Below are 25,161 nucleotides of genomic sequence, written 5' to 3'. Positions count from 1 at the left end.
GCTTAAAAAATGGCACGAAGAAAACAATATGACTTTTTAGGAGCAATGGCACACTTGACGCAAAATGCAGCAGCAGCAGCGGAGGTATTGGTTCAATTGGTTAAAGATTATTCCGCTGAAGCGTTAGTAACAAAAGCTGAAAAGATTCATGATTTAGAAAAAGAAGGTGACCGGATTGTAACAGAGCTGACCAATGAATTATATGATGCTTTTATTACGCCGATTGATCGCGAAGATATTTTAATTATTGCTGAACGTATTGATGATATTTTAGATGGCATTAACGCACTAACATATTTATTTGAAAATTTGGCAATTAAAAAAATGCGTCCGCAAACCGATGAATTTGCAACGATGGTACTGGGTGCAGCAAACGGTGTCCACACCGCAATGTTAGAGTTTCCCAAATTTAAACACTCGAAAACACTAAAGAAAATGATTGATGAAGTGAATCGGGTAGAATCTGAATCTGACCGTCTTTATTCAGAGTTGAAAAAAGGATTGTTTACAGAAGAAACAGATATTTTAGAAATTATTAAATGGAAAGATGTTTATGATCGATTCGAACAAATTGTCAATGCCAGTGAAGCAGCCGTAGACATTATTGACGGAATGGTAATTAAAAACACATAAATAAAAACGCAAACCTTTTCTCATTTAAGAAATAGTTTGCGTTTTTATTTATGTTACATTGCGATTAACCAATAACCGATTAAAATAGCACCTAAGATAATACGGTACCAACCGAAGACGGTAAAATCATTTTTCTTAAGGTAATTCATTAAGAATTTAATTGCTAAGACAGAGACAATAAACGATACAACAGTTCCGACTAACAATACAATTGTACTTTGAAAACTAAAGCTATTACCATGCATGATGAATTTGACAATTTTCAAGCCGCTGGCACCAATCATTGTGGGGATTCCCATGAAGAATGAAAATTCAGTAGCGACAAATCGAGAAGCGCCAATTAAAATACCGCCTAAAATAGTCGCGCCAGAACGAGAAGTTCCAGGAACTAAAGACAACACTTGAAACATACCCACGATTAGCGCTGCTTTGTAAGTGAATTTATTTAAATCGGTGCATTTTGGTGTAACGTTTTTATTACGTTTTTCGACAATGATAAAAGCAATCCCATAAATAATCAGCATTAACGCAACTGAAAAGAAGTTGTGGAAATGGGCGTCTAACCAATCATCCAATGGCAATCCGATAATGACAGAAGGAATAACGGCTACAACAACTTTGAACCAAAGATTCCAAGTATCTTTTTTCTCAATGTCACTTTTACTTGGTGAAAAAGGGTTCAATTTATTAAAGTAAAGATAAATCACAGCTAAGATAGCACCGAGTTGGATGACAACGTTAAACATAGTCATAAAGGCTTCTGATTCTTGTAACTTGATAAACTCATTAGCCAATATTAAATGCCCGGTACTACTAATTGGCAACCACTCGGTGATTCCTTCGATAATCCCCAAAATAATTGCTTTTAAAATGTTAAGCAAAAACATGCTTTCATTCCTTTCTTAAGTTATAAGTAATCGGCATTTCGGCCGATAAAAAGATTACAGGCTATAGTATACCTTGAAATTTTTGGAAAACCAATTGCTTTATTGAGTCTTTTACAAAAAAAAGACAATCCGCAAAATCTTTTGGCGGACTGCCTGTAATGGAAATGTTTTTTTATAATCTCTTTAAATATGGGAGTTATGCTAAAAGATTTTTTGAAATCTTTTGGCCTTCTTTAATAAATGTGGTAGAGCCAACTTCTTCGATAGCAAAATTTCCATTTTCGTCATAAGTTAAGCGCGTAACACTACCATTTTGTAAATCAACGCGTACGGGTTGGTTGGCATCAATTAAATTAAGTAAAAAAGCGATAGTAAAACCATGGGATACAATCACTGCTTTACCGCCACCGTTTTTTTGAACCCGATGGGCGATATCTTCAAAGCCGGAAAGAACGCGATTTTTAATTGTCTCAAAATCTTCTGCCCAGTTTGCAGTATCGGCATCTTTAACGGCCTCAGCAATTTTTCCAAAAGAAATATTTGTTTCCCACATTTCCTCACTGTCTTTAAAATTTAAAACGCGTGGTAAAACACCCCACATTTCCGAATCATAACCGCCTTCCAAAGAGCCCCAACACCATTCGCGAATCCGATTATCAAGAGAATAAGAAATTTTACTGCCCTTAGGATGTTCTCCCAAAATGATCCGCATGGTTTCAATGGCACGCCCGGAATCACTGGAAACAGCTTCGACGAAATCTGTTTCTTTCAGACCTAATCCTAAATAATGAATCATTTCCGCTCCTTTTTCAGTTAAAGGGGTGTCGCACCAACCTTGAGCACGTTGTAACGCATTAAACATGGTCTTGCCATGACGAATAACGTAAAGTTCAACTTTTTCCATCTAAAAATCTCCTTTTATAAAATAATTTAGTTTCATGACCAGTCAATCTTTTAAAGTTTGCCTTTAAAAAAAGGGTTGGATTGTTTTTCTCGTTCTATCGTAGTAGCTTCACCATGGCCTGGATAGACGGGAAATTCATCTGGTAAAGTAAAAAGTTCAGTTTTGATGCTGTTTAATAATTGTTCCAAATTGCCAGTAGGTAAATCGGTGCGCCCAATGCTCCCACGGAATAGTGCATCCCCGCTGATTACGAAATCATCAAAGACAAAACTAACACTGCCAATGGAGTGACCTGGCGTTGCCACAACGGTAAATGTCATTTCACCTAAAGTGTATTCCTTCAATTCAAATAAGAAATCCGCTGGTGCCACGATAATATTTTCCAAATCATCATGGCGACCTAAACCAGAAAGATTCATAAGCGGATCTTGTAACCAATCTGCTTCTAAAGGGCTGACGTAAACTGGAATATTATAATATTCACGCAATTCATCCACAGCACCGATATGGTCATAGTGAGTATGGGTTAATAAAATCGCGACTGGATTTGCCTTTAATTTATCAATTTCTTGCACAATCAAAGGGCCGTCAGCACCAAGATCAATGATTAATAGATTTTCTTTTTTTACTACTAGATAGCAATTCTCTTGGATTGCACCAGTGGGAATTTTGATAATTTCCATTTTTTCGCCTCCAACAACGTTTGTCCCTTTCAGTATAGCTTAAAGAACTAAAACAAACAAAGAGAGACGTCTGAAGAAATACTGCAGATAGATATGCTATGATAAAGGAAAAAGTCGTAATGGAGGTTTGTGAATGTGAAATTTTATTTACGCGATAGCATAGTCCAATTAGGGATGGAAGCAATTGTAGTGGCGAAAGTAAGTAATGTGAATCCCGATGCTACGTTAACTGGCGAATTAGAAAAATATATTGCGGACAGCGAAGAATTAGCGGCAAGTTATGATCGTGAAGCCATCCGTCTTCATTCTGTTATTGCTGGTTATCGGGAAAAAATGCAAAAAATTGGGCAAAGTGTGAAAAAAAATCCGCCAACAGCTGAGGCTCTCATCAAAAATATTCAGCGTCGTGGCAGGATGCCGCGAGTAAATAGTATTGTAGATTTGTATAACGCTGAAGCACTTCATTCATTTTTGGCAATTGGGGCTCATGATTATGATACGATTACAGAATTTGTCGAATTTACCAGAGCAGAAGAACCAGCTGTCTTTTTTCCCATTGGTTCAAGTGAAAAACAAGTAGCGATTGGAGATATTCTTTATCGCGATTTAAACGGTGTGATGGCTTATCTTGATGCCAGAGATGGCGAAGCTTATAAAATCACGGCAACAACTAAAAATCTTTTATTAATCATGCAAGGAAATGCCAATACCGATGTGGCATCTCGTGTGGCTGCTTTGACTCGTATTTGTGAGAATATCCAAAAGGTTTGTCCGCAAGCAAATTATGAAATCGCAATTGTGACCCCAGAAACAGATACTTTTTTTGAATAGTATTTGACATTTCTTTCCTCTTCTTCGTTGTTACTAGGAAGGAGGAGATGAAAATGTATCATCAATTTTGGCAATTTCTATTGTTTTTGGAGCAGACGGGTATTTTTAACGTTGTTGCAGTTTTGGCTATTGCTATGATTTTCGATTTTTTTAGTGGGATGGTCGCAGCAACGCTAACCAAGACGGTATCTTCTCGGATTGGCATTAATGGGATTATCCGTAAGCTCGCAAGTATGTTTTTATTGCTTTTTTTTGTACCAGTAGCCTTTATTTTACCAGCAAGTACCGGCGTTGCAATGTTATGGGTATTTTATTTAGGTTATTTGTGGTTAGAAGTAGAATCCATTTTGGAAAATTATCGTAAACTTGGAATAGATACTTCAATCATTAAAAAGTTTTTAGCAGAAATCAGAAAACGGAAATAAAAGCTAGATTCTGTTTCTTAAGTTGAGGCCACCTTGTGTAAAGGCTGTAGCAGTGATGCTGCAGCTTTTTAGTCGTTTCAATTCAACAGTTGTTTCTCCATATAATTTCTGTTAAATTGAGTTGTATTTCAAAAAATTGCACACTGATTTTTGCGCTTTTAAACGCGGTGTGATAAATTTTTCTTTCAAGTTCAGTGATAGGAGGTGGTCTTTTGCAAAGTGCTCGCGTGTCTGTTCGAAAATTAGTAGAGTTTATTTTACGCAGCGGCAGTATCGACAGTCGTCATACTAGTAGCCATACTGCACAAGAAGGCGCCAAAATTCATCGCCGTTTGCAAAAAGCTGCGGGGGAGGATTATCAAAAAGAAGTCTTTTTGAAATATACTCTAAAAGTAGCAAAAGATGAATTAACAGTAGAGGGCCGCGCTGATGGTATATTTCAAGACGAGGCAGGTTATGTCATTGATGAGATTAAAACCTCTGAGACTCCTTTTGAAGAATTGGCTTCAGAGCAAAAAGAATTGTTCTTCTATCAAGGGATGGTCTATGCTTATATTTACGCATTACAACAAGAATTGGCAACAATAAGTGTTCAATTAACCTATTTCCAAACTATAGAAGAAAAAATCACAAAAGAAGTGCGAATATTCCAATTTTCGGAATTGGCAGATTTTTTTTCTGATTTAATTAATGAATACCAAAAATGGCTGGAATTTCAAAATAATTGGCGTAGAGTCCGAAATACTTCATTACAGTTGCTCCAATTTCCATTTGATGAATTTCGTACAGGACAAAGGGAATTGGCTATTGCAGCATACAAAACCTTGAAAACACAACAACGCTTGTTTGTTGAAGCGCCAACTGGGACAGGTAAGACTATTTCAACACTTTTTCCTGCGCTAAAAGCCTTAGGGGAAGAAAACAATGACCGCATTTTTTATTTAACGGCCAAAACCATTACACGCCAAGTAGCAGAGGATGCGCTAAAAGCGCTTAGCGCTCAAAGTAGTGCTGAAGTAAAAAGTGTAACTTTAACGGCAAAAGACAAAATTTGTTTTTTAACAGAACGAAACTGTACTCCAGAGCATTGTCCTTTTGCCAACGGATACTACGACCGTATTAATGAGGGTTTATGGGATTTATTGCATCATGAAAATCAGATTACCCGTTCTGTTATTGAAGTATATGCAAAAAAGCATACCCTTTGTCCGTTTGAACTTTCATTAGATGTTAGCCTGTGGTGTGATGTCATTATAGGGGATTACAATTATCTTTTTGATCCAACTGTATACTTACGGCGTTTTTTTGAAGAGGAAAATGAGAACTATTATTTTTTAATTGATGAAGCACATAATCTTGTTTCGCGTTCAAAAGAAATGTATTCAGCAGCGATTAATCGTCAAAGCGGCGAACATTTGTTGAATATGTTGCCAAAACAAGATCATAAATTACGTCGTAGCCTCACAAAATTAGATGATGAATTTACCTTAATTGAAACAGCTGTAGCAGAAAAAAAGGATAATTTTTTTGCCCAAACTTTGCCTGCAGATAGCTTGAACAAACAGTTGTATAAAGTCAGTGAAAAACTTCAAGAATGGTTAGGGGAAAATCCGGAAAATAAGGCGCAGGAAACAGCACTCAATTATTATTTTACTGTTTTAAATTATCTTAAAATCAGTGAACTGTATGATGATCATTATATAACTACTGTTACGCGGCAATATCAAGACGTGACTATTAAACAGTTTTGTTTAGATCCTGCTCCTTTTTTGGAACAAATGTTAGCCAAAGGGAAAGGGGCGGTCTTATTTTCCGCTAGTTTTACTCCGCTAGGTTATTATCAAGATGTTTTAGGTGGAGGAGCAGATGCTTTGCGTTATCGTTTGCCCAGCCCATTTCCCCCAGAACATCAAGCATTGCTCTTATTAGACTATATTCCGACAACTTATAAGCAGCGAGAAAATAGTTTGTCAGATTTGGTGGCGGCAATTTATGAAATGGTGACAGCAAAAAATGGTAATTATTTTGTTTTTCTACCCTCTTATGCCTATTTGGATTTAGTGGCAGAAACTTTTAAAACAACCTATCCTGAGATACGGGCTATAATTCAAAATACGGAATTAACCGAAACGCAGCGAGAGGACTTTTTAGCAGAATTTGTCGCCGAACCCGCAACATCTTTAGTCGGTTTTTGTGTATTGGGGGGCGTCTTTTCTGAAGGAATTGATTTAAAAGGTACCCGCTTAATTGGTAGTATGGTAGTCACTGTCGGTTTGCCCCAGATTAATCATGAACAAGAGCTGATTAAGGAATATTATGGTGCACAAAAAGGTTTTGATTATGCTTATCGTTTGCCTGGAATGAATAAAGTGCTGCAAGCTGCTGGACGGGTGATCCGTGATCAAAATGATTTTGGTGTAGTTTTGTTAGTTGATCAACGGTTTGAAAGGACAGATTATCAGGTGCTTTTCCCCGCTCATTGGCGTCATTTTTTGCCAATTCACAATCGCCAGGAATTAAAGAAAAATTTATTGTCTTTTTGGGAATAAAAAGTGGGTAAAATGATTGCATTAAAAGCGACAACTGCTATATTAGAAATGGAATAACTTTGTCGTTGTCGACAGTAAAATAATTTATTGCAAAGGGAGATTGAAGGTTGTGACAAAAGTTTGGCAGCAGCATCTACAAATGGAAATGATGAAAAAAATTGGAGTTGTTTTGCTCTCGGGCGTAATTGCTGCTGTAGCACTGAACTTCTTTTTAATCCCCGCTCAAGTACTGGCCGCAGGAATGAACGGTGTGGCACAAATTGTTGTTTCTTTAGGTCGACAATACTTTGGTATCACTTTTGATACTGGTATTTTCATTTTTCTATTAAATGTTCCAATTTTTATCGTTGGCTTTTTAAAATTGGGAAAAGCTGCGACTTTTTGGAGTTTTATGAATGTAATTAGTGTTTCATTATTTACGATCATTATCCCGCAAGGAGAAGTCACAAATAACATTTTGATGAATGCCATTGTTGGGGGTGTATTATTAGGTGTTGGTGGTGGTTTGTCTTTGAAGCTTGGATTTACAACAGGTGGATTAGATATCGTTTCTTTGATTTTATCAAATACCACTGGTAAAACTGTCGGTAATTTTATGTTATTGTTAAATGGCATTATCGTTTTAATCGCTGGCTTCATCTTTAATTGGGAAAGTGCTTTATATACCATCATTTCTATTTATGCAATGAGTCATGTTGTAGATGCGATTCATACGAGTCATCAAAAAGTCACTGCCTTTATTATCACAACGAAGCCTGATAAAGTTGGCCAAAATATTTCCGAGCATATTTTTCGTGGAATGACATTGCTGCCTTCTATGGGAGGCTATTCAGGTGTAGAAGGTAAGATGATTATGATGGTCGTTACACGATATGAATTATATGATTTGGAACAAGCGATTTTAGAAGTCGACGAAAATGCGTTTGTTGATTTTGTTCCTACTCAATCAATTATCGGCCGCTTTGCCAGCGAAGATGATCAACGTACCTTTAAGGCAACAGGAGTTTTTCCTGAAATAAAAATGACAAAGAAAAAGGCGCATAAATAATTAATAAAAATTCCGAAACATAAAGATCCCAGATAAACGGACTATTCGAATGATTAAAAAGTTCTTTAGCTTTATTATTGCTAGCACTTCTTAATCTTTGGAAGAGTTCGTTTTTTTGTTAGTGTGAAGAATTGAAGGGAAACAGTATAATCAATATTTTGTATCTGCTACCCATAATTTGAAGATGGCTTAAATGAGAATAATTCGCTTGTTTTTATCATGATCCAATAAAATTATACGGAAATTTAAGAAAAATATAAAATTAAAGAGATAATCTCAATTTTTGCAGGGAAATTTTTCCTTTTGGGATAACATGTGCTATTTTGAATGGAAAGGATAAATTTTAATTTACTCATTATTTATCTTTAGTTTATAGGAAAGGGGATGGTTTTTTTGGACGAAGACTCGCCTGAAGGAGAGCAGAGATATTTAGTTGGTATGGCTTACTTTTTAATTGAGTAAACAAAGCACGTCTGCGGTTGTATTTAACCAATGAGGGGCTTATTTGTCGTTTATTTAAAATTTGAAGGAGCTTAACCAACAATGGAAAAATATCAAGATTTTCAATTAGAAGAACAAGAAGTATTAAATAGATACGGTCTAAAAAATATAGAAACAGGACTTGATAGCCAAGAAGCAAAATGTCGTTTAGAAAAAGAGGGATTGAATCAATTAAGCAGTCAAAAGACGCCCAAGTGGAAATTATTATTGCGCCAGTTTCATAATATGATTATTTACATTTTGCTATTTGCTGCTGCGTTGACTTTGGTAATGGGACATACTTCTGACGCGATTATTATAGCGATTGTAGTCATTGTCAACGTCTTGATTGGCTATTATCAAGAAGCAAGTGCGGCGGATGCATTGGAAAAAATTAAAAATTTGTTATCACAAGAAGCTACCGTCTATCGCGATGGTGTCCGGCAAGATATCGCAGCAGAAAAATTAGTAGTAGGAGATGTGGTCTTTTTAGAAGCTGGTGATAACGTTCCTGCTGACTTGCGTATGGTGGAAACGGATAATTTACGCATTCAAGAATCGTCATTAACTGGTGAAGCGGATTCAGTGGAAAAAATTTCCGCAAAAATTTGCGATGCTGGTACGCCTTTGGCAGAAAGAAAAAATTTGGCTTTTGCATCAACTTCTGTGACAGCTGGCAGCGGGATTGGGATTGTTATTGGGACTGGGGCAAAAAGTGAAATTGGTAAAATTTCAACCGAAGTCTCACAGACGAAAAGACAAAAGTCACCCCTTATGAAGGAAATTGATAATTTAGGTAAGGGAATTACATGGATAATTATTGGTACTTCCATTCTTTTGTTCATTATTAGTCTGTTGTTAGAAACTTATGCAATTTCAGTTCTTTCTTTAGCTGTTGTGACGATGATTGTCGGTTCAATTCCAGAAGGGTTACCGGCGACAACTTCTGTCGTTTTAGCGATGGGAGTAAGTGATATGGCCAAAAAAATCACACCATCGTCAAAACGTTACCCGCTGTTGAAACATTAGGTTCGGTGGCCGTTATTGCTACAGATAAAACCGGAACCTTAACCAAGAATGAAATGACAGTTAAAGAAATCATCCTCTCAAAACGTAAGTTAAGTGTTACTGGTGATGGGTATGCACCAATTGGCAACATCACTACCAGTGAAAATAAAACTGTTTTGTTAGATGAAGAATTAAAGTTGTTTTTAGAAGCTGGTTTTGAAGCAAATGATACTGTTCTAGTTCAAGAAGACGGCTGGAAGATTAATGGAGAACCAACTGATGGAGCCTTTCTGACACTTTATTATAAGCAATTTCAATTTCCCAATCAACCGAGGTATAAAGAAATTGATATGTTGCCTTTTGACTCAGATTATCGTTATATTGCCAAACTTGTCGAAACTAAAGAAAAGCAACGTTTGCTATTTATTAAAGGCTCCCCTGATAAACTGTTTTTAATGGCAAAAGCTCATGCAGAATCAAAGTTTGATGAGCCATACTGGTTGCAACAAGTCACTACTTTGTCCGAACAAGGTAAACGTGTTGTAGCGGTTGGCTACAAATTTGTCCCGGCAAATATCACTGAAATTACACCAGAGCTTTTAGCAACGGGTATTAACTTTTTAGGGGTGGCTGGAATCATTGATCCTCCTGAAGAGGCCGTTATTCCTGCTTTAAAAGAGATGAACCGGGCAGGGGTTCAAGTTAAAATGATTACTGGCGATCATCCGCTAACAGCAAAAGCTGTGGCTGAAAAATTGAATTTGGCACCGGAAATTTCAGTTGTGACTGGTGGGCAACTAGATCAAATGTCTTCATCCGAACTGGAGCAGGCGGTAATTGAGAATCAAGTATTTGCTCGTACGACGCCTAAAAACAAGTTGGAAATTATCGCCGCCTTGCAACGAAATGGTTTAGTAACTGCCATGACAGGAGACGGAGTCAATGATGCACCTGCCTTAAAAAAAGCTGATATCGGTGTTGCAATGGGCAAAAAGGGGACAGATGTCGCCAAAGATTCAGCAGATATGATCTTAACTGATGATAATTTTGGAACAATGGCTATTGCTATCCGTGAAGGTAGGCGCATCTATGACAATATCAAAAAAAGTATTCTCTTTTTGCTTCCCACTTCTTTTGCAGAAGGCTTGATTATTGCTTTTACAATCTTATTGCAAAAAGACATGCCATTACAGCCAACTCAACTTCTTTGGATTAACATGGTTTCGGCGATTACAATTCAATTTGCCTTCATTTTTGAACCGGCAGAAAAAAATATTATGTCAAAAAAACCACGCCAAGCAAAGGGAAAGATTTTTAATCGTCATGATATTTTTCAAATGGGATATGTTTCAATTTTAGTAGGAGCTATAAGCCTTGTCGCTTATGAGTGGTTACTTTCACAAGGTGTCACAACCAGAGTTGCTAGTACGATGATGATTAATATTGTTGTCTTAAGTAAGATTTTTTACTTGTTCAATATCCGCACGAAAGCGCCGCTTTTTTCCAAGAACTTCTTTACAAATCCGAAAGCTTTTGTGATCATTGGGGTCATGCTTTTATTGCAACTCATGTTAACGTACCTGCCAATTATGCAAACTTGGTTTTATACAGGTGCTTTATCGCCATTGGAATGGGGGATTGCACTTATTGCAGGAGTTATCATCTTAGCAATTACAGAATGTGATAAATTAATCCGATTAAAAAGAGCTAACACGCAAAAATAGGCTACTAAGTATTTGCTTGTTCCAGCAAAGTATCGCAACAGAAAAAAAGCGTATGCGTTTCACCAAGTTGTGTGACGCATACGCTTTTTAGATAGTATAAAGTCTAACGAATCCCTAAGGCAATTCGGGCATAACGACTCATCTTGTCAGTTGTCCAAGCTGGATACCAAACTAACTTTACTTCTGTTTTGGTAACTTCTGGCACCTCAACTAAAGCTTGATGAATTTGATCGGTTAAAATATCTGCTAAAGGACAGCCCATTGTAGTTAACGTCATTTTGATGATTGTTTCACCAGTTTCGCTTTCAAATTCAATATCATATATTAGACCAAGATTGACTATATCTATCCCTAATTCAGGGTCAATCACAGTTTCTAAAGCAGTTAAAATACGCTCTTTAATCTCTTCAACTTCTTGTTTACTACGCGTTTCATTCATAACAGCAACCCCTTTTAGAATTCTTTTCAAATAATAACTTGTTTTTGTCTATTTGTAAATCATCTGTTTTCTAAAAATAGGTAAAGGCGAACGAATCTGTTGTTTTTTGCAGAGTTACTAAAGATACTATTGAATTTATATTAAAAAATCGCTATGCTAAGGCCAACCAAATGAAATGAGGCGATTTTGTGTTAACCACCAACTTCTTAGATTTTGATTTTGATAACCCTTTTATGAACGCATCTGGCGTCCATTGTATGACGACTAGTGAACTTGATGAGCTGGCTGTTTCAAACGCAGGAGCATATATTATGAAAAGTGCCACGCCGGAAAAACGAGATGGCAATCCTGCACCAAGATACTTTGACGTTCCCTTAGGCAGTATTAACTCAATGGGCCTTCCTAATCTAGGTTTTAAATATTATTTGGAGTATGCTTTACAACAACAAGAAAGAACAGAACGACCACTATTTTTCTCAGTAGCGGGTATGAGTGTAGCAGAGAATATTGCTATGTTAAAAGAAATTGAAGCAAGTGATTTTAAAGGTGTAACGGAATTGAATTTGTCTTGTCCCAATGTTCCAGGGAAACCACAAGTTGCCTATGATTTTGAGTTGACAGATAAAACATTATCGCGGATCTTTGAATTTTTCACTAAACCGTTAGGGGTAAAATTACCTCCGTATTTTGATATGGCTCATTTTGATCAAATGGCAGCAATTTTAAATAAATATCCGCTAACTTATGTGAATTCCATTAACAGTATTGGTAATGGATTGTATATTGATCCAACTAGTGATCAAGTTGTCATTAAGCCCAAAGATGGCTTTGGTGGAATTGGTGGGGAATATGTAAAACCGACAGCGTTAGCCAATGTGCGGGCATTTTATACCCGGCTAAAGCCTGAAATTAAAATTATTGGAACCGGCGGCATTATAACGGGTCAAGATGCCTACGAACATTTATTATGTGGTGCAACGATGCTCCAAGTAGGTACACAGCTACAAAAAGAAGGCCCAATGATTTTTGATCGGTTGCAAGAAGAGTTAACTGCTATTATGAAAGCAAAAGGATACAAAACAATTGCTGACTTTCGTGGGCAATTAAAAACTATTGCATAAAATAAAAAAGACTGCACTTTTTAGTGCAATCTTTTTTTATGAGTAAAAAGATTATAGGATTTTTACAAGGGATAAGATGATATACTAAGGTTATTGGGATTTAGCTTCACGAACGAACTTTCTACGGCACTAAGACGACAACTTGATAAATCGCTTAAGAGCTGAACGACGCCGCTCAGCTTTTTTATCTTCTACAATAAAAGGATATTCATTGAAATGGCGATAGGGTTGTTATATATTAATTATGAGAAGTTACACATTATAGTGCGGCTTTCGTATTGATTAATATTTTTTTAATGTTGTTTTAACCATTTCAACTCAATTAAATCTGTCAAAGGAGGGTGTATATGAAAAAAATGAAGATATCGCTTCGAGATATCGGGATTTTCGGTGGTTTTATTGCCATTTTAGTAATCATTCGAATATTCATTTTCTCACCTGTAATTGTGGACGGGTCTTCTATGGCACCAACTCTTTATGACAGTGATCGTGGCTTCGCATTGAAAATTGGCAAATTGCAACGCTTTAGTATCGTAGTATTGAAAAATCCTGATCAATTTAGTGAAGAAGAAAAATTTATTAAGCGCGTAGTTGGTCTGCCAGGTGAAAAAATTGAGTACAAGAATAACGATTTATACATTGATGATAAAGCTACAAATGAAAATTTTAAAACCGGAGACATGGTATGGGAAATGGATAATTTTATTTATCAAATTCCCAAAGGAGAGTATTTTGTCTTAGGTGATAATCGCGATCATTCCACGGATAGTCGTAATTTTGGATCGATTCATCGAGATGAAATTATCGGAGCATTTCGTTTACGTTTTTATCCCATTAGTTCTTTTCGTCTATTTTAGTAAAGGAGTTTAAAATGCAAATACAGTTAGCTACGTTAAATATTCTACCAGATATTATGAAGATAATTGAAGATGGCCGTATTTCACTGCAGCAACAAGGATTACCGCAATGGCAAAACGGCTATGGTCCCGATAGTAAACAAATGGCGACAGACATTGTCAATCGTTTTTGTTGGATCGCCATCGTCCAGGGAAAAATTGTCGCCGTTGCCAGTCTTGTAAAAGGCGTTGATCCTGTATATAGTGCGATTACGGGTAAATGGATCAAAGAAGATTCTAACGGCTATATTGCCATTCATCGTGTGGCTGTAAATAAAAACTTTACTGGACAAGGTATTGCGCGTCGCTTTTTAGGAGAATTAATAGAAGTGGCTCATGAAGAAGGTTACAAGGATATCAGAATTGATACATACCCTGAAAATAAGCCGATGATTAAAACGATTGAAACGTTAGGTTTTATTTATTGTGGTCAAGTTCATTTTCCTATTCCATCTGGTATGCGAAATGCTTACCAATTGTATTTTGAAAAATAAAGTTATTTATACTTTTGTTTTTAGAAAAACTAGCGTCAAAATAATGAAATTTATTTATTAAAAATGGTTGAATTGCTCCCGTCTTAATCTGAATCCTACTGTATCCCATGGGACTGTAGGATTCTTTTTTTGCAATCTTGTTATCGTTACGTTAGTTATTTTAATTTAATGGTCGTTCTTGCTTAGAATTTAATGAGAATTTGTGATAATATAATAGCGAGGTAATAAAAGGGGGTTGCTCTATGAAAAAAAGAAATAGTTTGCGTTTGAGACGTGCACTTTCAGCATTTAGTGTGTTGTTGGTATTGTTTTCTCAAAGCGCGCCAGCTTATGCAAATGTAGCTGCTACTAGTGGTTCTAGTCAAGCAGAGCAAGAAAATACAACGGAAACAGTAAACCAAGAGAGTAGTGAAGAACAAGTTCCTGAACCTTCACCTGTGGTGGTTGATAAAACAAAATTGGAACAAGAGTTTAAACTTTTGGAAGAAGCAATAGCAAATGCGCAACAATATCGTCCATCAACTTATCCTAGTGAACGTTTTGCCGAATTATATGATCAAGCAAAAACATTGTTGGCTGATAATGAAGCGGACCAAGTTAGTGTGACAACATGTGCGGAAAATATCAATATTCTTTTAAACGGCCTAGAGTTTAAAGCAGATAAATCTAATCTACAAAGGTTACTAACAAAAGCGGCTACTTTTAATGCCAGCGACTATACACCAGCTTCTTTTAAAGCATTACAAACACAAATCCAGATTGCAAACGGAATATTGAAAAATGAGGATGCAACAATTGATCAAGTTGGGAAAGCCCAAAACGATTTGCAAAAGGCAATCAATGCTTTAGTAAAGGCAGAAGCTGCTAAACCGGATCCCAAACCAAAGCCAGATCCTAAGCCGCAGCCAACACCCAATAAACCAGCGCAAAATAAACCGGCTGTCAACAAACCAGTTACCAACAAACCAAATGTCACAAGTCATAATAAAAAACCAAAACCTAGTACTAGCCAGGCAACAACGTCAAAACAAGATACGCAAGGACCTAACCAAACTGAAAGCTCTAAGCAACTAGATAGTAATTTGGTTGTCGACAGCTTGACGGATTCCAATTTGAATGGTTTCGAATTGCCATTATTGAGTAGTTTTAAAGATAAAAAACAAGCAGCATTGATTGCCGCTGCCTTAAAAACTTTGAATAAGCCTTTTGAAAAGGATGGAAAAGCACCGGACGCCTTCAACAATCTAAGCTTGCCTAATTATTTGTATCGCGAAATATTCGGTGCAGCCCTGGGTGATACTTATGAAGAAATGAAAAAAGTTGGTTCAGAAATTTCACTTGAAAAAGCGCAACCGGGAGATTTGCTTTTTTGGCAAGATAAGCAAGTGAACAAAGTGGCTGTATATTTGGGTCAAGGAAAATATATGATGGCTACAGATGAAAATCACGAAGCACTAAAAGAGCAACGCGAATTAAAAGAAGAAGCTAAGAAAAATCAAGCAAATGCTAATAAAGAAAAAAGCGAGACTAATGAAACAAATTCTAAAGCATTACCTGGCGTTCAAATTTTTACCCTTCAAGGTTATGAAGTAAATGCCGCTGGTGTGGTGAAAATCGAAGCTGATGGAGAGAAACAAGCTGATCAAAAAGAAAGTTCATTGTTAACGGAAAAGTATGGCGTGATTGAAAATCCAACATTTGCTATAAGCATGCCTACCGATTTGAAACTAACTAAAAAAGGCGAAAAAACTTTGGCAAGCTACGCTGCTACAATTGATTTTAAGAAAAATCCGATTACGCAGCGTTTTATCGATACAATTGCAGATAATGCAAGAGAATTAGGCTTGAAATATGATGTTTTTGCTTCTGTCATGATTGCGCAAGCTATTTTAGAAAGTGGCTCTGGTGGAAGTGGCTTATCCCAAGCCCCGTATTACAATTTATTTGGTATTAAAGGTTCCCATTCGGGTTCTTCTGTTGCGATGAAGACCATGGAGGATAAGGGCAATGGTGAATTGTATCAAATTACGGCTAATTTCAGAAGTTATCCTAGCTACAAAGAATCACTAGAAGATTACGTTGAATTAATCCGTGGAGGTATCGCTGGTAACGATAGCTTTTATCAAGATGCATGGCGATCAGAAGCAGGGAATTACTTACAAGCGACTAATCACTTAATGGGAAAATACGCGACCGATACTCAATATAGTAACAAATTAAACTCTATTATTGCGGCGTATCATCTTACGCAATACGATGAACCCAAAACACCTGAAGGAACGCAAACAGGAATGATTATTCAATCCCGCCAAAATATTCCGGCTTACTATCGAAACAAGATGATTTTCCCGGATTATAATGGTAAAAACTACAATACTTCGGGCTCATATCCAGTGGGGCAATGTACTTGGTATGTATACAACCGAATTACCCAGCTTGGTGGTCATGTCGATAACTTCATGGGCAATGGTGGTGAATGGGGCCAAAAAGGTTCACGGTTAGGCTATAAAACAACTGCTGTGCCAAAGGTAGGCTATGCTGTAAGTTTCCATCCTGGTATCGCCGGTTCTAGCTCAGCTTATGGACATGTAGCTTTTGTCGAAGCGGTTGGTCCTGATGGAATCTTAGTCTCAGAAGGAAATGTTGTAAGTCCCTCAACGGTTTCATATCGCATTATTCCAAATAGTATCGCACGTTCCAATAATGTAACGTACGTTGCACCAAAATAAACAAAATAAATCTCGGCAGTCATCAATTATTGATGACTGCTTTTTTTGTATGTAAAGGAATTATATGATTTCAACAATGAATAATATCAATATATCAAGTCTCTTGTTTAAGAGCTGAAGGAGTCCGTTCAACTTTTGTTATCAGGTAAAACATACAATATGGATGGCCCATGGATATTTGCAGTCCTTAGCATATTTGATGTATTTGTCACAATTGAAGTGTTTTTTTCTAGGAAAGTTGAAAATTTTCTTCTGTAATTCTGAAGGTAATAAGTCGCAATAAAGAAGATGGACTCTTTCAACACATTTTAATATACATCTCAACACTATCTACATAAGCAGGCGATGTGTTGAAAGTGTTGGGGGAAAAGCGTGGTGACGGTTTTTTTATGCCAAACAAAACTTGGCACATATCTTGCTTGTAATAAAGTGTCAGTAAGGAGGGAAGAAAATATGAATACTATCATTCTAGCAAGTCATGGAGAACTATCTCAAGGCTTAAAACAAACTGCTGAAATGATTTTAGGACCAGCAAATAATATCTATGCATTATCGGCCTATCGCGATGAAGATGAGTCGATTGAAAAACAAATGCAACGCTTTATCAAAAAAAGGGGGACAAAAAATTTATTTATTCTAACCGATATTTTAGGTGGTAGCGTGAATAATGAAATGTTAACGCTTTTAAAGGGAAATCCTGAAATACATCTTATCACGGGGATGAACCTTCCACTTGTGATTTCCATTGCCACACAAGTAGATGAAATTAATTCTAGTGATTTGCAAACAATTATTACAGAAAGTCAAAATTCTTTAATCGATTGTAGTCGCCTACTACAAACATCAGGAAAAGGAGGTGATGATCTATGATCAAACTCGTACGCATTGATCATCGATTATTACATGGACAAGTTGTATTTTCTTGGAGTAAGTCTTTACAAATAAACCGGATCATTGTTGTCAACAACGAAGCGGCGAATGATGAATTTAAGAAAATGTCTCTTGAACTATCTAAGCCACAGGGGATTAAATTGAATATTTTTACCGTTGAAAATACTCTTAGCAAGATGTCAAAGGTTGAAACATTAAACGAGAATATCATGATGATTTTTGGAAATACCAAAGATGTCCGCACATTCTGCCAAAGCTATCCTAAAATCAATGCCATTAATTACGGAGGCATTATAAAAAAAGAAGGTGCCAAGCAATTCAGTAACGCAATTTTTTTAACAGATAGTGAAATTGAAGATGCTAAAGCATTGAAAGAAATGGGAGTTGCACAGTTTATGCAGCAAGTTCCAACTTCTAAAAAAGAAGATTTAAATACAATGATTTAAAAGAAAGGGGTTTGCGCTATGTTGTTTCAATCGATTGCCCTGGGGTTAATCGGAATATTTTGTATTCTGGACTCTAGACTGTTAGGTAGACTGAACTTTGAACGGCCTTTGATTGTCAGTACGCTGGTTGGTTTAGTATTAGGAGATTTGGAAAAAGGGTTAATGGTTGGGGCGTCGTTGGAGTTAATGTCTTTAGGTCTGGTAAACATTGGCGCTGCGGCACCACCAGATATGAATATGGCTTCTATCATTGCGACAGCTTTTGCTATCTTGTCTGGTTCCAATGCTGAAACGGCATTAACTATTGCTATTCCAATCTCTGTTTTAGGTCAAATGCTAGGCATTTTAATGCGAACGGTTTTATCTAATTTAACGCACCGAGCTGATACTTTAATTTCTGATGGGAAATTTAGTAGTGCCAGACGGATTCATATCATCTATGGATCGGTTTTGTATTCTTTAATGTATTTTATCCCGATTTTCTTAGCAATTTACTTTGGAACAGATTTGGTTAAAAGCATTGTGGATATTATTCCAGCCTGGTTGACCAGTGGACTGACGGTAGCAAGTAAAATTTTACCAGCATATGGGTTTGCTTTATTATTACAGACTATGTTGACTAAAAAAATGGTTCCGTTTTTATTACTAGGATTTCTGATTACAGCCTATTCGGGATTGAGTATAACCGGAGTTGCTGCTTTTGCCTGTATTGTCGCTTTTGTGATGGCTCAAGTAAATTTTGGCGGTAAAAAAGATAGTATGAGTCAAAATGAACCTGATCCTTTAGATGATTTGTAGAAAGGAGTTTAACAAATGACAAAAAAAGATCCAAACAGTTGGAAATATTGGCAATTTTTCTGGCGCTCATGGGCAATTCAAGCTTCATGGAATTATGAACGTCAAATGAACATGGGCTTTATGTATGGCATTGCGCCTATTATTGACAAAATTTATGATAAACCAGAAGATACTCCAAAAAAAATAGAAGCATACGAACGACATATGGCTTACTACAATTGTACGCCGCAAACAAGTGCATTTGTTTTGGGCTTAGCTGCTTCAATGGAAGAGCAATATGCTGAAGATCAAGAAAACTTTAATCCTGAAGCAATTGGGGCCTTGAAAACTTCTTTAATGGGGCCGTTATCAGGCATTGGGGATTCCTTTTTCCAAGGAACAGTACGTGTATTGGCTTTTGGTTTTGGAATTAATTTAGCACAACAAGGTAGTATTTTAGGACCAATTTTAGCGATGATTATCTCATTTTTACCTTCATTTTTTGTAACGTACTATGGTGGAAAGATCGGATATAACACTGGCAATAAATATCTTGCTAAACTCTATCAAGAAGGTTTGATGGATAAGGTTATGTATGTTTGTACTATTGTAGGCTTAATGGTAATTGGCGCTATGATTGCCAGCATGATTGGTATTACTACACCTTTAAAATTTGGTAAGGCTTTTGTCTTACAAGATGTTTTAGATAATATTATGCCGCAATTGATTCCATTAGGATTAACATTTTTCATGTATTGGTTATTACAAAAGAAAGTACGCACAGGCTTAATGTTAGTGATTTGTATTGTGGGCGGTATTTTACTAAGTGTATGCGGAATTTTTAGTTAAGGGACAAACCTGAATAAGGTGAAAATAAAAAAGTTATGAGGAGGAATTCAAGCATGAATTCAAAATTAGGTCCAAAAGAGATTGTAAAAGAGGTTATTAGCAATAAAGAAGTAAAATCGATTGTATTTGTAGGTTGTGGTGCATCAAAAGCCGATTTATATCCAGCAAAATATTTTTTAGATCAAAACGCTAATCAATTACGCGTGAGTCACTTTACTGCGAATGAATTTAATTACGCGACACCTCGTTCTGTCGACGAGAACACTGTTGTTATTTCAGCTTCATTAGGAGGTACCACTCCTGAAACTGTCCAAGCTAACGCAGTAGCCAAAGAAAAAGGTGCCACAGTTATTAGTTTAACACGTAGCGTCGACTCTCCGCTAACAAAAGATGCAGATTATGTCATTTACCACCGTTTTTCTGAAAATTATGCTGCAAAACTCGAAAAAACAGGTTATTGTTTGCAATTAGCAGTAGAATTGTTAAATCAGATTGAAGGTTACGCGGATTACGATAAAATGATGGCTGGCTTCAGTAAAATTTATGATTTATCCCAAGAAAGTGCTGAAGGCGCTCGCTCCCAAGCTAAAAAATTCGCGTCGCGTTTCAAAGATGAAAAAGTAATCTATGTCATGAGTTCAGGCGCTACTCATGAAGTAGCGTATTCAAGTTCAATCTGTTTATTAATGGAGATGCAGTGGATTAATTCAGGGACATTTCATGCTGGAGAATTCTTCCACGGTCCTTTTGAAATTACAGACAAGAACGTTCCATTCATCTTATTAATGAATGATGGACGTACGCGATCAATCGATGCACGAGCACTAACTTTCTTAGATCGCTTTGATGCCAAAACAGAAGTTGTGGATGCGCTAGATTGGGGCTTATCTGCTTATATTGAAAAGGAAGTCTTAGATTACTTTAACCCATTTGTCATTACCGCAGTTTTCCGTGTCTATGCTGAAGAATTAGCAAAAGCCCGGCAACATCCTTTAACTAAACGTCGTTATATGTGGAAATTAGAGTATTAAACTTTCATAAGCTGGGGCATTAGCCTCGGCTTTTCTTTCATCGTATTGAAAGCGGTTGTAAAATCTCTTACAATAGTTTTAATAAAAGAACTTAGGTGGTGATTATCATGAATCAAAAAGTAGAAGTATATATTAAAAAGTTAACTCAAAACTATGCAAATCATGATAAAGCTGATTTTTCAGCTTCAGTTATTAGTGAAAAAGTAGGCTTAAACCGCAGTACAATAAGTTCTTATTTAAATCAGGGATTAAAAGAAGGAATACTCGTAAAAGTTAAAGGGTATCCTGTTTCTTTTTTGCACATTGCGGCATTAGCTGAAGCGGGGATTATAGTGAAGAGTTCAGAGTATGAAAGTTGGGAAGAATTATTTATATTGGAAAAACAAAATGCTTTAGAGACTGTGATTGGTGCTAAAGGTAGTCTAAAAGAAGCAGTTGACCAAGTAAAAACAGCAATTTTATATCCTGATAATGGTTTGCCTATTCTTTTATCTGGCAGCAGCGGTTCAGGGAAAACTTTTCTAGCTGAAAAGATTCATGAATATGCTATTTCAGAAAAAGTCATTCCAAAAGAGGCTCCTTTTATTGCGTATAACTGTGCGCAATACTTTAATAATCCGGAACTGCTATCATCAGCTTTGTTTGGCCACGTTAAAGGAGCTTTTACCGGGGCAGAAAAAGATCATGTTGGTCTTATCGAAAAAGCGAATACTGGTATTTTATTTTTAGATGAAGTACATCGTTTATCAGATGAAGGCCAAGAAAAATTATTTACCTTTATGGATAGCGGTGAATTTTCGCCGATGGGAGACAATTCTATTAAGCATAAAGCTGATGTCCGTTTGATTTTTGCTACTACAGAAAACGTCTATCAAACTTTTTTACCAACTTTCATACGTCGTTTGCCAGTTATCGTCACACTTCCCAACTATGAACAACGACCGCAGTCTGAAAGAATGCAATTAATTGATACTTTTTTTATTAATGAAGCCAATATTTTATCCAAACGGGTGGATGTGAGCTATCAACTTGTCGATTTTTTGTTAAATAGTGACTTAGAAGGTAACGTAGGTAAAATTAAAAATATTGTGAAATACGTTTGTGGTAGTGCATTTGCCAAAAAACAAAATAGCACTGCTATTCGTGTCCGCCTAAAAGATTTACCAGCTGAAAATGCACTGCGTTTAAAAGGACAACTAAAAAAGACGATTAAGGCTTTACCAGATCGCCAGTATTTACCTCACACGACCAATCAAGTTTTTTTAGAATCTTTTGAAGCCAAGCAAATCCGACAATTATTTGAACAGATGATACAACTTTATCAAAAAGTAGAGAACCAAGATTTAACCATTAAAGATCTTATTGAAACAATGGTAAATCGTGTGAATAACTTAATGGACGAATTCATTTTTAAAGATAATTATGCAAGTGAAGAGTCTTTTTATTCTGTTTTGACCTATCAAATTCGAGAAACGTTTGATTGGATGCACGAGAATTATGGCTTTGATCAAGACGGGAATCGGGTTATTGCACTAGCCCAGTATCTGTATCGGAAAAATAATACCGACGCTATTGCTGAAAATCACCAGTGGCAAACCATTAAAAATAAACTCTTACATCTTATTTCAAGTTCGATGGCTACTTCTTATTGGTATGCCAAAAAGGTTTTAGGGCATATTTCTCGTCAATTAGATCAAGATTTCAAAGATGAGGATTTGATTTTTGTTTCTTTTTACTTTCATGGGCTGCAAATAACACCACGAGAAAAAGAGATTAAAAGTATTATTTTAGCTCATGGCTATTCCACTGCTAGTAGTATGGCAAATGTTGGTAACAGAATGCTAAAACAAAACATTTTTCATGCCTATGATATGCCAATAAATATCACATTAGATAAAGTAGAAGAACAAGTTATTCGTTTTATCAATGATTATCGAACAGATGCGGGTTTAATATTGTTGGTAGATATGGGCTCTTTAAATCAATTGGGGGAACGATTGCAAAATAAAATTAGAGGACCACTACTGATTATTGATTATGTTTCTACTCCGTTAGTGTTGGAAATTGGACATTTAGTGCAAAATCAGGTGTCGATTTCTGAAATTAGCCAGAAGATTGAGATCGAAAATAAAGTTCAAAAGCAATTAATTTTACCAAAACAAGAAAAAAAACAGGCTATTTTGACCTGTTGTTATACAGGCATGGGCTCAGCTATTCAAATTCAAGAAATTTTAGAACATTGTTTGGAGGATTATTGTGAGGAGTTGGCGATTATTCCTTATGATTATCATAAATTAGAAAAGAATAAACTTTATGAAGATCCTTTTCAAATGTATGAAGTGCTTATGATTGTCGGGACAGAAAATCCTAAAATTCAACAAATTCCTTATATTGGTTTGGATCATCTAATTAATGGTACGGATATCGAAAAATTTGTCATGATTTTAAATGATCATTTTGATATTACGGATAAAGTGTTGAAAGAACAGCTGATGTTTAGCTTTTCCATTAATAAAATTATTGAGAATTTAACAATTTTAGATGCTGCTAAACTTTTGCGACTGGTGCAAAGCGCTGTATCTTTAGCAGAAGAAAATTTGGGCATTGAATTATCAAATAGTAAACTATTTTTATTATATTTACACTGTTGTTGCATGATTGAGCGCATTTTACGAAAAGAAAGTGTCGATGAACAATCAGATTTAATAGACTATGTGACACAGGCGGGTTCAGAGATGGAACTGATACATCGTGCTTTTCGTCATGTTGAGAATGAATATACCATCAAGATTTCGGATTTGGAATTACGTTTAATCCATGAAATTATTAATGGTTAAGGAGAGATTATAATGACATTAGGGGTAATTTTTGATATGGACGGTGTTTTAATCGATTCAGAAAGTTTTTATTTTGAAAGACGAATGAATTTTTTTAAAGAGAAAAATCTAATTCCAGGGTCAAGAGATAAACTAGAGTTTGTTGGATTAACAGAGGCAGAGATTTGGCAAGTGTTAGTTCCAATAACAGAAAACCGCTCTTTCTTAAAAAAAGAATATCAAAAGTATCGCAAACGACATCCTATTGATTTTACGAAAGCATTAAGAAGTGACGTAAAAGCAGTATTAAAGTATCTAAAACGTGAGAAGATAAAAATCGCTTTAGCCTCTTCTTCTCCTAAAAGTGAAATCGAAGCGATGATTCATCAAAATAATTTGCAATCGTTTTTTGATTTCGTTATTTCAGGTGAAAGTTTAACAAAAAGCAAACCTCATCCTGAAATATACCAAATTTCAAAAGAAGCTTTGCATTGTAATCAATGTATTGCGATAGAAGATTCTCCAGTTGGAATATATTCAGCAAAAGCTGCTCAGTTGTACACGTTAGCACTAAAACAAGACTTTCCAATCGATCAAAGCCAAGCTGATTTACTTATCGATAATCTATACGATATTATTAAAGTGGTAGAAAACTGTATTGTATATTAAATTACTGAGAAGCATATCCTTCATATAAATCACTAAAATTACTTGTCCTATCACCTACACATTTGGTAAGATGGCAGTGATTTGAAAAAGGAAGGTGCCTCATGAAGAAAAGATTGAAGAAAAAGCATGCCTATAAAAAATATATTCACGATATCTTTACTGGATATGAAAAAATGATAAGTGAACCGGAATTGGATCGATTGACTTTTTCTTATTTGAATGAAGAAACGATTATCTATCGGGATGAAGGAAAACGCATCCGATTTTTGACGCGTGATAAATAAGTGAGCTAAGGGGATGAAAATCTCCTTTTTTTGTAGGAAAAGAAATTATGTGATTTTCATAAGGAATGAGGACGATATACCAAAGTTATTGCTTTAGATCTAAACGGGTCTATTCAGATTTTTTATTGCAAAGAATAAAAAAATCACGAATTTTAACTAATCAAAAGAAGAAATTGCTTGCGTATTTAATTTAATAGAATCCTTCTAGCTCTGATTTAAAAAATGAAAGCGCAAAATTTACGAATGAAAAATATAAGTCGTTTTATTGCAATAAAAATAGTAGCGTTTGTAAAAAATAAAACTATTGACCAAAAAGCATAGAAGTGGTAAATTAATCAACGTTGACAAAGCAGTCACACAGTTGAAAACAACTTGAAATGTTTTTGAAAAAAGTTGTTGACAATTGTAACAATGATTGCTAAACTAACGAAGTTGCTTAGTAATTAGTACATTTCTGAAATATCATTTCAAAAAGTTTTCAAAACTTTTTGAAAAAAACAGTTGACAAACAAAACGTCAGCTGATAAGATATAAGAGTTGCTGAAAC

Annotated in this window: 21 protein-coding genes and 1 pseudogene; 18 read left to right on the top strand and 4 right to left on the bottom strand. The window is 35.9% G+C overall.

What is annotated here, in order from left to right; translation table 11 throughout:
* The first annotated feature begins 9 nt into the window (after positions 1 to 9).
* Positions 10 to 633: a DUF47 domain-containing protein gene (locus RK01_RS04415; RefSeq protein ID WP_016172077.1), complete on the top strand. Its 624-nt coding sequence runs from the start codon at positions 10 to 12 to the stop codon at positions 631 to 633.
* Between the two features lie 53 nt (positions 634 to 686).
* Here RK01_RS04415 and RK01_RS04410 read toward each other — a convergent pair whose 3' ends face one another.
* The 3 genes from RK01_RS04410 to RK01_RS04400 all read right to left on the bottom strand — a co-directional run bounded on the left by RK01_RS04410 (position 687) and on the right by RK01_RS04400 (position 3,107).
* Positions 687 to 1,520 (bottom strand): undecaprenyl-diphosphate phosphatase, encoded by an 834-nt coding sequence (locus RK01_RS04410; RefSeq protein WP_016172076.1) that lies wholly within the window; start codon positions 1,518 to 1,520, stop codon positions 687 to 689.
* Between the two features lie 196 nt (positions 1,521 to 1,716).
* Positions 1,717 to 2,424, bottom strand: a complete 708-nt coding sequence (locus tag RK01_RS04405) for a histidine phosphatase family protein (RefSeq protein WP_016172075.1) — start codon at positions 2,422 to 2,424, stop codon at positions 1,717 to 1,719.
* 50 nt (positions 2,425 to 2,474) lie between these two features.
* Entirely contained in the window at positions 2,475 to 3,107 is a 633-nt protein-coding gene (locus tag RK01_RS04400) for an MBL fold metallo-hydrolase (protein ID WP_016172074.1), read from the bottom strand.
* Positions 3,108 to 3,242: 135 nt separating this feature from the next.
* Between RK01_RS04400 and RK01_RS04395 the strand changes: the two genes are divergently transcribed.
* The 5 genes and pseudogenes from RK01_RS04395 to RK01_RS13895 all read left to right on the top strand — a co-directional run bounded on the left by RK01_RS04395 (position 3,243) and on the right by RK01_RS13895 (position 11,172).
* The gene (locus RK01_RS04395) at positions 3,243 to 3,938 is read left to right on the top strand and encodes a B3/B4 domain-containing protein (RefSeq protein ID WP_016172073.1); all 696 of its coding nucleotides are present in this window, start codon (positions 3,243 to 3,245) and stop codon (positions 3,936 to 3,938) included.
* Between the two features lie 53 nt (positions 3,939 to 3,991).
* A complete protein-coding gene (locus tag RK01_RS04390) occupies positions 3,992 to 4,363 on the top strand; it encodes a phage holin family protein (protein WP_016172072.1) in 372 nt (123 codons plus the stop codon).
* A gap of 212 nt (positions 4,364 to 4,575) precedes the next feature.
* Positions 4,576 to 6,912, top strand: coding sequence for an ATP-dependent DNA helicase (locus tag RK01_RS04385; protein WP_016172071.1), 2,337 nt, complete (start codon positions 4,576 to 4,578; stop codon positions 6,910 to 6,912).
* A gap of 139 nt (positions 6,913 to 7,051) precedes the next feature.
* Positions 7,052 to 7,960: a YitT family protein gene (locus RK01_RS04380; protein WP_229084962.1), complete on the top strand. Its 909-nt coding sequence runs from the start codon at positions 7,052 to 7,054 to the stop codon at positions 7,958 to 7,960.
* A gap of 543 nt (positions 7,961 to 8,503) precedes the next feature.
* Positions 8,504 to 11,172 (top strand): annotated as a pseudogene (locus RK01_RS13895) (HAD-IC family P-type ATPase).
* A gap of 103 nt (positions 11,173 to 11,275) precedes the next feature.
* On the opposite strand, the gene RK01_RS04365 reads toward RK01_RS13895, so the two are convergent.
* Complete coding sequence (locus tag RK01_RS04365) at positions 11,276 to 11,611, bottom strand: metal-sulfur cluster assembly factor (protein WP_016172067.1); 336 nt, start codon at positions 11,609 to 11,611, stop codon at positions 11,276 to 11,278.
* Positions 11,612 to 11,799: 188 nt separating this feature from the next.
* On the opposite strand from RK01_RS04365, the gene RK01_RS04360 reads away from it, so the two are divergent.
* The 12 genes from RK01_RS04360 (at position 11,800) to RK01_RS04305 (ending at position 24,614) form a co-directional block, all read left to right on the top strand.
* A complete protein-coding gene (locus tag RK01_RS04360) occupies positions 11,800 to 12,732 on the top strand; it encodes a dihydroorotate oxidase (RefSeq protein WP_016172066.1) in 933 nt (310 codons plus the stop codon).
* A gap of 347 nt (positions 12,733 to 13,079) precedes the next feature.
* Positions 13,080 to 13,589, top strand: a complete 510-nt coding sequence (gene lepB / locus RK01_RS04355) for a signal peptidase I (RefSeq protein ID WP_016172065.1) — start codon at positions 13,080 to 13,082, stop codon at positions 13,587 to 13,589.
* 14 nt (positions 13,590 to 13,603) lie between these two features.
* Positions 13,604 to 14,122 carry a GNAT family N-acetyltransferase gene (locus tag RK01_RS04350; protein ID WP_016172064.1) on the top strand — a complete coding sequence of 173 codons (519 nt, stop codon included), beginning with the start codon at positions 13,604 to 13,606 and terminating at the stop codon, positions 14,120 to 14,122.
* A 242-nt stretch (positions 14,123 to 14,364) separates the two neighbouring features.
* Positions 14,365 to 16,851 (top strand): glucosaminidase domain-containing protein, encoded by a 2,487-nt coding sequence (locus RK01_RS04345; RefSeq protein WP_016172063.1) that lies wholly within the window; start codon positions 14,365 to 14,367, stop codon positions 16,849 to 16,851.
* A 453-nt stretch (positions 16,852 to 17,304) separates the two neighbouring features.
* Positions 17,305 to 17,721, top strand: a complete 417-nt coding sequence (locus tag RK01_RS04340) for a PTS sugar transporter subunit IIA (protein WP_016172062.1) — start codon at positions 17,305 to 17,307, stop codon at positions 17,719 to 17,721.
* Entirely contained in the window at positions 17,718 to 18,188 is a 471-nt protein-coding gene (locus tag RK01_RS04335) for a PTS sugar transporter subunit IIB (protein WP_016172061.1), read from the top strand. The genes RK01_RS04340 and RK01_RS04335 overlap by 4 nt, the downstream gene beginning before the upstream one ends.
* A gap of 18 nt (positions 18,189 to 18,206) precedes the next feature.
* Complete coding sequence (locus RK01_RS04330) at positions 18,207 to 18,986, top strand: PTS mannose/fructose/sorbose/N-acetylgalactosamine transporter subunit IIC (protein WP_016172060.1); 780 nt, start codon at positions 18,207 to 18,209, stop codon at positions 18,984 to 18,986.
* A gap of 15 nt (positions 18,987 to 19,001) precedes the next feature.
* Positions 19,002 to 19,814, top strand: coding sequence for a PTS system mannose/fructose/sorbose family transporter subunit IID (locus RK01_RS04325; RefSeq protein WP_016172059.1), 813 nt, complete (start codon positions 19,002 to 19,004; stop codon positions 19,812 to 19,814).
* Positions 19,815 to 19,867: 53 nt separating this feature from the next.
* Positions 19,868 to 20,845, top strand: coding sequence for an SIS domain-containing protein (locus RK01_RS04320; protein WP_016172058.1), 978 nt, complete (start codon positions 19,868 to 19,870; stop codon positions 20,843 to 20,845).
* A 107-nt stretch (positions 20,846 to 20,952) separates the two neighbouring features.
* Positions 20,953 to 23,682 carry a sigma 54-interacting transcriptional regulator gene (locus RK01_RS04315; RefSeq protein ID WP_016172057.1) on the top strand — a complete coding sequence of 910 codons (2,730 nt, stop codon included), beginning with the start codon at positions 20,953 to 20,955 and terminating at the stop codon, positions 23,680 to 23,682.
* Between the two features lie 12 nt (positions 23,683 to 23,694).
* On the top strand, positions 23,695 to 24,330 hold the full coding sequence (locus RK01_RS04310; protein WP_016172056.1) for an HAD family hydrolase: 636 nt from the start codon (positions 23,695 to 23,697) through the stop codon (positions 24,328 to 24,330).
* A 101-nt stretch (positions 24,331 to 24,431) separates the two neighbouring features.
* Positions 24,432 to 24,614, top strand: a complete 183-nt coding sequence (locus RK01_RS04305; protein WP_016172055.1) for a hypothetical protein — start codon at positions 24,432 to 24,434, stop codon at positions 24,612 to 24,614.
* Positions 24,615 to 25,161: the final 547 nt, after the last annotated feature.

This window comes from Enterococcus dispar ATCC 51266, from assembly GCF_000406945.1.
Taxonomy (GTDB): Bacteria; Bacillota; Bacilli; order Lactobacillales; family Enterococcaceae; genus Enterococcus_C; species Enterococcus_C dispar.
Note: the sequence above shows the minus strand (reverse complement) of the source record. Positions and strands in the feature narration are given on the sequence as shown.

What these genes read in the sequence shown, in the direction of transcription:
- RK01_RS04415 (WP_016172077.1), top strand. Translation starts at nt 10, where the DNA reads ATGGCACGAAGAAAACAATATGACTTTTTAGGAGCAATGGCACACTTG.
- RK01_RS04410 (WP_016172076.1), bottom strand. Translation starts at nt 1,520, where the DNA reads ATGTTTTTGCTTAACATTTTAAAAGCAATTATTTTGGGGATTATCGAA.
- RK01_RS04405 (WP_016172075.1), bottom strand. Translation starts at nt 2,424, where the DNA reads ATGGAAAAAGTTGAACTTTACGTTATTCGTCATGGCAAGACCATGTTT.
- RK01_RS04400 (WP_016172074.1), bottom strand. Translation starts at nt 3,107, where the DNA reads ATGGAAATTATCAAAATTCCCACTGGTGCAATCCAAGAGAATTGCTAT.
- RK01_RS04390 (WP_016172072.1), top strand. Translation starts at nt 3,992, where the DNA reads ATGTATCATCAATTTTGGCAATTTCTATTGTTTTTGGAGCAGACGGGT.
- RK01_RS04380 (WP_229084962.1), top strand. Translation starts at nt 7,052, where the DNA reads ATGGAAATGATGAAAAAAATTGGAGTTGTTTTGCTCTCGGGCGTAATT.
- RK01_RS04365 (WP_016172067.1), bottom strand. Translation starts at nt 11,611, where the DNA reads ATGAATGAAACGCGTAGTAAACAAGAAGTTGAAGAGATTAAAGAGCGT.
- lepB (WP_016172065.1), top strand. Translation starts at nt 13,080, where the DNA reads ATGAAAAAAATGAAGATATCGCTTCGAGATATCGGGATTTTCGGTGGT.
- RK01_RS04350 (WP_016172064.1), top strand. Translation starts at nt 13,604, where the DNA reads ATGCAAATACAGTTAGCTACGTTAAATATTCTACCAGATATTATGAAG.
- RK01_RS04345 (WP_016172063.1), top strand. Translation starts at nt 14,365, where the DNA reads ATGAAAAAAAGAAATAGTTTGCGTTTGAGACGTGCACTTTCAGCATTT.
- RK01_RS04340 (WP_016172062.1), top strand. Translation starts at nt 17,305, where the DNA reads ATGAATACTATCATTCTAGCAAGTCATGGAGAACTATCTCAAGGCTTA.
- RK01_RS04335 (WP_016172061.1), top strand. Translation starts at nt 17,718, where the DNA reads ATGATCAAACTCGTACGCATTGATCATCGATTATTACATGGACAAGTT.
- RK01_RS04330 (WP_016172060.1), top strand. Translation starts at nt 18,207, where the DNA reads ATGTTGTTTCAATCGATTGCCCTGGGGTTAATCGGAATATTTTGTATT.
- RK01_RS04325 (WP_016172059.1), top strand. Translation starts at nt 19,002, where the DNA reads ATGACAAAAAAAGATCCAAACAGTTGGAAATATTGGCAATTTTTCTGG.
- RK01_RS04320 (WP_016172058.1), top strand. Translation starts at nt 19,868, where the DNA reads ATGAATTCAAAATTAGGTCCAAAAGAGATTGTAAAAGAGGTTATTAGC.
- RK01_RS04315 (WP_016172057.1), top strand. Translation starts at nt 20,953, where the DNA reads ATGAATCAAAAAGTAGAAGTATATATTAAAAAGTTAACTCAAAACTAT.
- RK01_RS04310 (WP_016172056.1), top strand. Translation starts at nt 23,695, where the DNA reads ATGACATTAGGGGTAATTTTTGATATGGACGGTGTTTTAATCGATTCA.
- RK01_RS04305 (WP_016172055.1), top strand. Translation starts at nt 24,432, where the DNA reads ATGAAGAAAAGATTGAAGAAAAAGCATGCCTATAAAAAATATATTCAC.